Origin of the sequence: Novosphingobium lindaniclasticum LE124 (genome assembly GCF_000445125.1) — a bacterium.
In the GTDB taxonomy this organism is placed as follows: domain Bacteria; phylum Pseudomonadota; class Alphaproteobacteria; order Sphingomonadales; family Sphingomonadaceae; genus Novosphingobium; species Novosphingobium lindaniclasticum.
Genome location: NZ_ATHL01000135.1, coordinates 1 through 6943 on the forward strand (window position 1 = coordinate 1; position 6943 = coordinate 6943).

5 protein-coding genes are annotated in these 6943 nt (G+C 61.0%); all 5 read left to right on the forward strand.

Annotated elements, in window-relative coordinates; all coding sequences use genetic code 11:
* Positions 1–32 precede the first annotated feature (32 nt).
* Positions 33–1204 (forward strand): IS3 family transposase gene (locus L284_RS43535; protein ID WP_152524674.1). Its coding sequence is split into 2 segments (ribosomal slippage): positions 33–297 and positions 297–1204, totalling 1173 coding nucleotides; the frame shifts between segments, so codons are not numbered across the junction.
* Positions 1205–1762: 558 nt separating this feature from the next.
* Positions 1763–2164, forward strand: a complete 402-nt coding sequence (locus L284_RS43540; protein ID WP_021235693.1) for a hypothetical protein — start codon at positions 1763–1765, stop codon at positions 2162–2164.
* A 336-nt stretch (positions 2165–2500) separates the two neighbouring features.
* Positions 2501–3595, forward strand: a complete 1095-nt coding sequence (locus tag L284_RS43545) for a LacI family DNA-binding transcriptional regulator (protein ID WP_235054566.1) — start codon at positions 2501–2503, stop codon at positions 3593–3595.
* A 589-nt stretch (positions 3596–4184) separates the two neighbouring features.
* The gene (locus L284_RS43550; protein WP_235054568.1) at positions 4185–6488 is read left to right on the forward strand and encodes a glycoside hydrolase family 31 protein; all 2304 of its coding nucleotides are present in this window, start codon (positions 4185–4187) and stop codon (positions 6486–6488) included.
* Positions 6489–6525: 37 nt separating this feature from the next.
* Positions 6526–6943 (forward strand): family 1 glycosylhydrolase (locus tag L284_RS0124895; protein ID WP_031343011.1); only part of this gene is annotated, 418 nt, incomplete at its 3' end.

A 6943-nucleotide genomic window follows, 5' to 3' on the forward strand; every position in this document is an offset into this window, starting at 1 on the left:
TAAGCTAATCCCGACGTGAGGAACGGACGGGAATGAAGACGACGAGAAAGCGGTATTCTGCAGACTTCAAGGCGAAGGTGGCGCTGGAGGCGATCCGTGGTGATCTGACGCTGGCGGAATTGGCCGCCAAGCATGGCGTGCATCATACGATGATCGCGGCATGGAAGCGTCAGGCGGTCGATGGCATGGCAACGACCTTCTCAGGGGCAGGCGAAGCGACGAAATCGACCAGCGAGGCCGAGTTGGAAAAGCTTCATGCCAAGATCGGGCAACTCGTCATCGAGCGGGATTTTTTAGCGAAAGCCTCCGGTCGATGAGCGTGGCACGGAGGCGCTCGAAGATCGATCCTGCTCACCAACGCCTGTCAATCTCTGCCCAATGCCGGCTGCTTTCGATCAGCCGATCGGCCTATTATTATACGCCAGTGCCCGAGACGGATGAGACGCTGGCGTTGATGGAAGTGATCGATGCGACCTTTCTTGATTGCCCATGGTATGGCAGCCGCCAGATGGCCCGGCATCTGAAGCGGATAGGCCATGATGTTGGTCGCCGCCGGGCGCGGCGGCTGATGGCGAAGATGGGCCTGACACCGATCTATCAGCGGCCGCGCACAAGCGATCCGCATCCACAGCACCGGATCTATCCGTACCTGCTGCGCAAGCTGGCGATCGAGCGGCCCAATCATGTGTGGTGCGCCGACGTGACCTACATCCCGATGCGGCGTGGCTTCCTGTACCTGGTAGCGATCATGGATTGGGCGACCCGCAAGGTGCTGGCCTGGCGGCTGTCGAACACGATGGATGCTGGCTTCTGCGTCGCGGCGCTGGAGGAGGCGCTTGCCCGCTATGGCAAGCCCGAGATCTTCAACACGGATCAGGGCAGCCAGTTTACGTCGCAGGCCTTCACCAGCGTACTGCGCAAAGCCGAGGTTCGCATCAGCATGGATGGTCGGGGGCGTTGGATGGACAACGTCTTCATCGAGCGCCTCTGGCGATCCCTGAAGTACGAGTGCGTCTATCTCCATGCCTTCGAAACCGGATCAGAGCTTCGCACTGGCCTTGCCCGGTGGATCACCTATTACAACACCTTGAGGCCGCACTCGGGTCTGGCCGGGCAAACCCCGGCAGAGGCCTATAGGCGGATCACGCAATCAGATGATGGGGGGCATGCCCCCCATCATCTGATGACCAGAATGGCGGCATGAACGACAAACCGGATTAGCTTAAATCAGACGCCAAACTGTCCAAGAAGGCGGGACCACCTCACAATTCCATGTCTTCGATCAGACGCTGGCGCAGTAGGTTGATGGGGGCGGCGGAAATAGAATCGATCATCGTTCGGCTCCTTGCTTGAAAGGAGCCGGAATGCTCGACCTACCGCCCGCGACGCTCGATACCCGGGCGACCCACGATCCGTGCAGGAACCTCGCCGATTACGCCCTCTGCGAAGCGGTTCGTGCACCAGACCATATTCCGCCGATGGTGGGGCGAGGTTGGATCGGCGGAAAGAACGTCCGGTCTCAGGCTCACGATCTGGGCCCAGAACTGGCCGATTTCGGAACGACGGCTTATTGGTCCAGCTCGGCAGATAGCTGCCCGTCACCTTCGGTGTGAGACATCGTCGACGAGGGAGATTTCATGCCGGTCGGCAGACGCCCCATTGCGGACATTTCTGGGCAGGTGACGACCGCAACGCTATTCTGTCCGCCATGATCTCCCGTTCAACAGATTCGTTCTTCTGGCCCGCCTTGCTCGGGTCTTGGATGGCAGCCGTTGTTGCTGGGCTCATCGCGATTGCGCCACTGACATTTGCGGCCCTCACTTTGCCCGTCGCAGCGTTTTTGGGTGCTTTGGCAGCGGTTATGTTCTTGGTCGCCCTCTTTGATGGAGCAACACGCCAAACGGTTGAGGCCTTTAACCAGCGCTCCAAGGGACAATGGCGCGACATGTCGTGGCGTGAGCGCTTCTTTTCCCGCAGCTACGGCGACCTCCGGTTGCTCATCATCAATCGGCTAATTGCTCTGGAAATGTTGGTCTTCATCTTTACCGGAAATCAAGGTCAGCAATTTGCGCTGATCGCTTTCATCGGCTTCGCGCTATCGACTTTGATGTTGATGCTGATGATGAAACATCAGCCTGACATCGTCATGCAGAATGGCAGGTAACCACCCATCATCGCCTTTCCGGAGCGCTGATCGCATCGTCTGGTGAGGTATAGCCGCCCGACCGTTTTCAGGCAGTCCAAATCCGCAGCTTTAGCGGCGATGATGGGTGGCTAGTTGCCGTTCCGCTTGTCGCGCCAAGAACGAACTTTTGCGATCAGCAAATTGACGCACAAGGCAAGTCCGATTGCGACAGCAACTACAGCCCCCATCATGATCCACATGGGTGTGTAGTCGCCAACGCAAGGCGGTTTCCGTCCTTCGCACCCGCCGCCGCCCATGATGCCCGCGATGAACACGATAATTGTGCTTTCAGTCGCTGTCGTTCACAAGTGACAGATGGCTGCAAATATGAAAACCGGAAACACTAAGACGCCACGACGCCCGCGTGATGTCCCTACGATCAGTGATGTAGCACGCCATGCCGGTGTATCGCCGATGACGGTTTCCCGTGTGATCAATGATCATGAAGCGGTTCGATCGGTGACCCGCGAGCGGGTCAAGCAATCGATTGAGGCTTTGAACTATGCCCCAAGCGCTGCCGCAAGAACGCTCGCCGGCGGGGATGAATTGCGGATTGGCCTTGTCTACAGCAACCCTTCGGCGTCCTATCTCAGCGAGCTGCTCGTCGGAAGTCTCGATCAGGCCCGCCATAGCAATGTGCATCTCCTCGTTGAACAGTTCGAGGAAGAAGCATCCATCGCGGAGTTCGTGCAGCACCTTCAGCGCGGCCGACTGGATGGTATCATACTTCCTCCACCCCTTTGCGACCTGCCGGAGATGGTTGCTGCGCTTCAGGCTGTGGATCTGCCGATCGTGTCGGTGGCCACCAGCTACAGCCCGGAGGGAATATCGGTCGTGAGCATCGACGATTTCAGCGCTGCCCGTGAAATGACGCAGCACCTGATATCTCTTGGGCATGCGCGGATCGGCTTCATCAAGGGCAACCCGAACCAATGCGCCACTGAGCGAAGGTACGAAGGCTATCTGGCGGCGTTGAGCGAAGCCGGTTTGGAACTGGAGCCGTCGCTCGTTTCGCAGGGCTTTTTCACGTACCGATCCGGTCTCGATGCAGCGGAACAGATACTCGATCTCAGCGAGCCGCCGACGGCCATTTTTGCCAGCAATGATGATATGGCGGCTGCCACGGTAGCGGTAGCGCACCGCCGCGGGATGGACGTTCCCGGCGATCTTACCGTCTGCGGGTTCGACGATACTCTGATGGCGACTGCTATCTGGCCGGAACTGACGACAATCCGGCAGCCGATCCAGGCCATGTCCAGAGCAGCAATGGACCTGATAGTTAAGTGTTTGCGTGGGACATCAGATCAGTCCGCGCAGAATGGCGCGCAGCTTCTCGGTTACTCACTGATTCGGCGGCAATCGGATGCAGCACCGCGAAGAAGACCGCGGCATAGCAATCGCGAGAAGTGATAGCGTTAACATTACTTGCTTGCGATTAAGTACAGTTCGGGGTTTCGACCCTGAGTGAGCAGAGGTCGCGAAGTGTCGACGCGTCACGTCCTTATGCGCAGATGATGAGAAAAATGTCTTTTTTCAGTAGCTTGCGTAATGCGGACCCAAACGTGGCTTGGCGACGACCCCGTTGGAACGCTTTGGCCATTCGGGAAGGCACGGGATGAAAAAGCGGGCGGAAACAAAATAAAAAGCCAAGAAGGCAATAACGACCCCTCGACAGTTAGCGTTGGTAGCGGTACCAAATGTGAGAGGAGCCGACGGGGGGCGACGTCATGTGGCGCGCTACGACGGCAGAGAGAGGATGCCCTTGAACATGCGACATGATCGCGACATTCAGGCGAATTTAGACGCTTCAGGCGTTCGCCTGTCGGAATTCCAACGAAAATCTAAACATATCGATCAGGCTGGCGGACGGCGCGGCGGTTGCTACCGCAGCGCTAGTCCCTTCCTGGTCACGAAATTGAATGGGAGCATCCGGATTATGATCTGTAAGGGCAAGAGCGGCCTCGTGCGCAAAACGGCATTTGCATTGGGCCTGTCCTCGATGGCGTTTGCCGCCGCCTCGGCATCGGCCGCGCCGATGGCGCTGCTCGATCGCAACGGCAGCCGCGTGGCCGTCGAGCCCTATGCAGAGAATATCGTCCGTGTCACGATCGCGCTCGATCCCGAGCTGGCTTCCGCGGCTCCCGGCGAAGGTCCCAATGCACAGCCGAATGCTGAGGGCTGGACGCATCGCGCCGATACCACCGGAGACGTTTTCGCCTCATCTGCGCTGACGCTGACTGTCGATGCGAAGCCCTATCCCCCCGCGCCGACGATGATGGAGCGTTATTTCGCGCCGTCGCTGCCGCCGGTCAGCCTTTCGGTGAAGGATGCGGACGGCGCCGTGCTGGCGCGCATGACAGGCTGGGAAATGGCTCCTGTCACCGTCAACGGCGAGAAGACCTTCAAGATGGGCGCCTCTTTCGAGGCGGAGGCCGGTGAGCATTATTACGGACTCGGCCAGAACCAGGAAGGGATGCTGGACCTGAAGGGGCGCCAGATCGACTGCGCGCACAACTACGACGCCCCGGCGGGCGAGACCGTCTGTGTGCCGTTCATGGTGACCAGCAAGGGTAACGGCAAGTTCTGGGGCATCGTCTGGGACAACCCGGCGCGCACCACCGTGTGGCCGGGCCTTCATTCGAGCACGCGTTTCCAGTCGCAAGTCGGCGAGCGCGTGTCGTTCTTCGTCATTACCGGCAAGAGCACCGATGAGCTTTATGCAGGCTATGCGAAGCTGACCGGCCAGACGCCGCTGCCGCCCAAGGCTGCCTTCGGCCTGATCCAGAGCAAGGCACGCTACGAGACGCAGAAGGAACTCATGGACGTCGCGCAAGGCTATCGCCAGCGCGGACTGCCGCTCGACGTGATGGTGCTGGACTGGTTCTACTGGTCGCGCATGGGGCAGCTGGACATCGACCGGACCTATTTTCCCGATCCCAAAGGCATGAACGATCAGTTGAAGGCGCTGGGCATGCGCTCGATCATCAGCGTCTGGCCGCGCTTCGAGCGGGAATCGCGTTACTTTGACATGCTGTCCACCAAGGGATGGCTGCTCAAGGACAAGGACGGCAACGTCGTGGACGGGCTTCCGGTCCGCTCCGACCGCGCCGGGGCGCTGATCGACAGCACCAATCCCGAAGCGCGTGAATGGTTCTGGGGCAAGCTGCGCGACAATATCGCATCGGAAGGCTTCGACTGGTTCTGGCTCGACGAAACCGAGCCCGATCTGGTGCCGGACGGCTATTTCTATTCGATCGGCTCGGGCGACCGCTATCACAATGTCTTCCCCCTCGTGCATACGAGCGGCGTTGCGGCGGGCGTGGAACGCGATCGTCCGAATTTCCGCAACCTGATCCTGTCGCGCGCGGCCTACCTCGGCTCGCAGCGCACCGGCAGCCTGTTCTGGTCCTCGGACGTGAAGTCGACATGGGAAGCGCTGCGGCGCCAGGTGCCGGCGGGTCTCGGGTTCACCGCCTCGGGCCTTGCCTATTGGGGCAGCGACATCGGCGGCTGGCAATGGCCGAGCGGACCCAAGGCCGAGCACCCGATCCTGGTCGACCCGGCGGGCGCGACCGCCATGGGCGCCGACTACCCTGACTATCCCGAACTCTTCGTGCGCTGGTTCCAGTACAGCGTCCTCACCCCCACCTTGCGCATCCACGGCCAGCGTCCCGGCACGGCCCTGTGGGAATACGGCAGCGCCGCCGAGCCGATCCTGGCCGATTGGCTGCGCCTGCGCTATTCGCTGATCCCCTATCTCTATTCGCTGGGCCGTGGCACCTACGAAACCGGCGCGCCATTCATGCGCGGGCTGTTCATGGACTTCCCGAACGACCCCAAGGTCGGGGCGATCGGCGACCAGTACATGCTCGGCAAGGCTTTCCTGGTCGCGCCGGTCACCGAGCAGGGCCAGACGAAGCGCTCGGTCTACCTGCCTGCCGGAACCGGCTGGTACGATTACTGGACCAACCAGCGCTTCGAAGGCGGCCAGACCGTGGAAGTGGACACGCCGATCGAACGCATTCCGGTGTTCGTCAAGGCCGGATCGATCGTTCCCATCGGCGCGCAAGTTCCGAGCACCGCGACGAAGCAGGCGATCGAGAGCATCCGCGTCTACCCTGGCGCCAATGCCACTTTCACGCTCTACGACGATGACGGCACCACCAACGCCTATCGCGGCAAGAGCGGCGGCAAGAAGGCGGAACTCGTGTGGGATGATGCCGCCGGCAAGCTCACGAGCCAGCAGGCCTTGCCGACCGGCCAATCGCTGAACGGCCTCATCAGGATCATGGGCGCGCAGTAAGACGCCGCGTTCGCCAAGACTTCAGGAGATATCACCGATGACCGGAATCAATCGCCGCCAACTCGGCATGGGCCTGGGCGCTGCGGCGCTCGGCGCGGCCCTGGGTGGCCGCGCCTCTGCGCAGACCACTGCCGCCGGTGCCGCCGGCTCCCCTGCGGCTGCCACCGAAGCCCTGTCCTTCCCGGCCGACTTCCAATGGGGCTGCGCCACCGCCGCCTACCAGATCGAAGGCGCGGTGAAAGAGGACGGCCGGGGCGAGACCGTGTGGGACGTCTATGCCCACACCCCCGGCAAGACCACCGATGGCGGCACCGGCGACGTCGCCTGCGACAGCTACCACCGCTATGGCGAGGATATCGCCCTGCTGAAGGCGCTGGGCGTCAAGGCCTATCGCTTCTCCGTCGCCTGGTCGCGCATCTTCCCGAGCGGCAAGGGCAAGCCGAACCAGAAGGGCC

Excerpts from the sequence above, each read along its gene's own strand:
- L284_RS43545 (WP_235054566.1), top strand. The coding sequence starts at position 2,501 with ATGGCTGCAAATATGAAAACCGGAAACACTAAGACGCCACGACGCCCG.
- L284_RS43550 (WP_235054568.1), top strand. The coding sequence starts at position 4,185 with ATGGCGTTTGCCGCCGCCTCGGCATCGGCCGCGCCGATGGCGCTGCTC.
- L284_RS43540 (WP_021235693.1), top strand. The coding sequence starts at position 1,763 with ATGGCAGCCGTTGTTGCTGGGCTCATCGCGATTGCGCCACTGACATTT.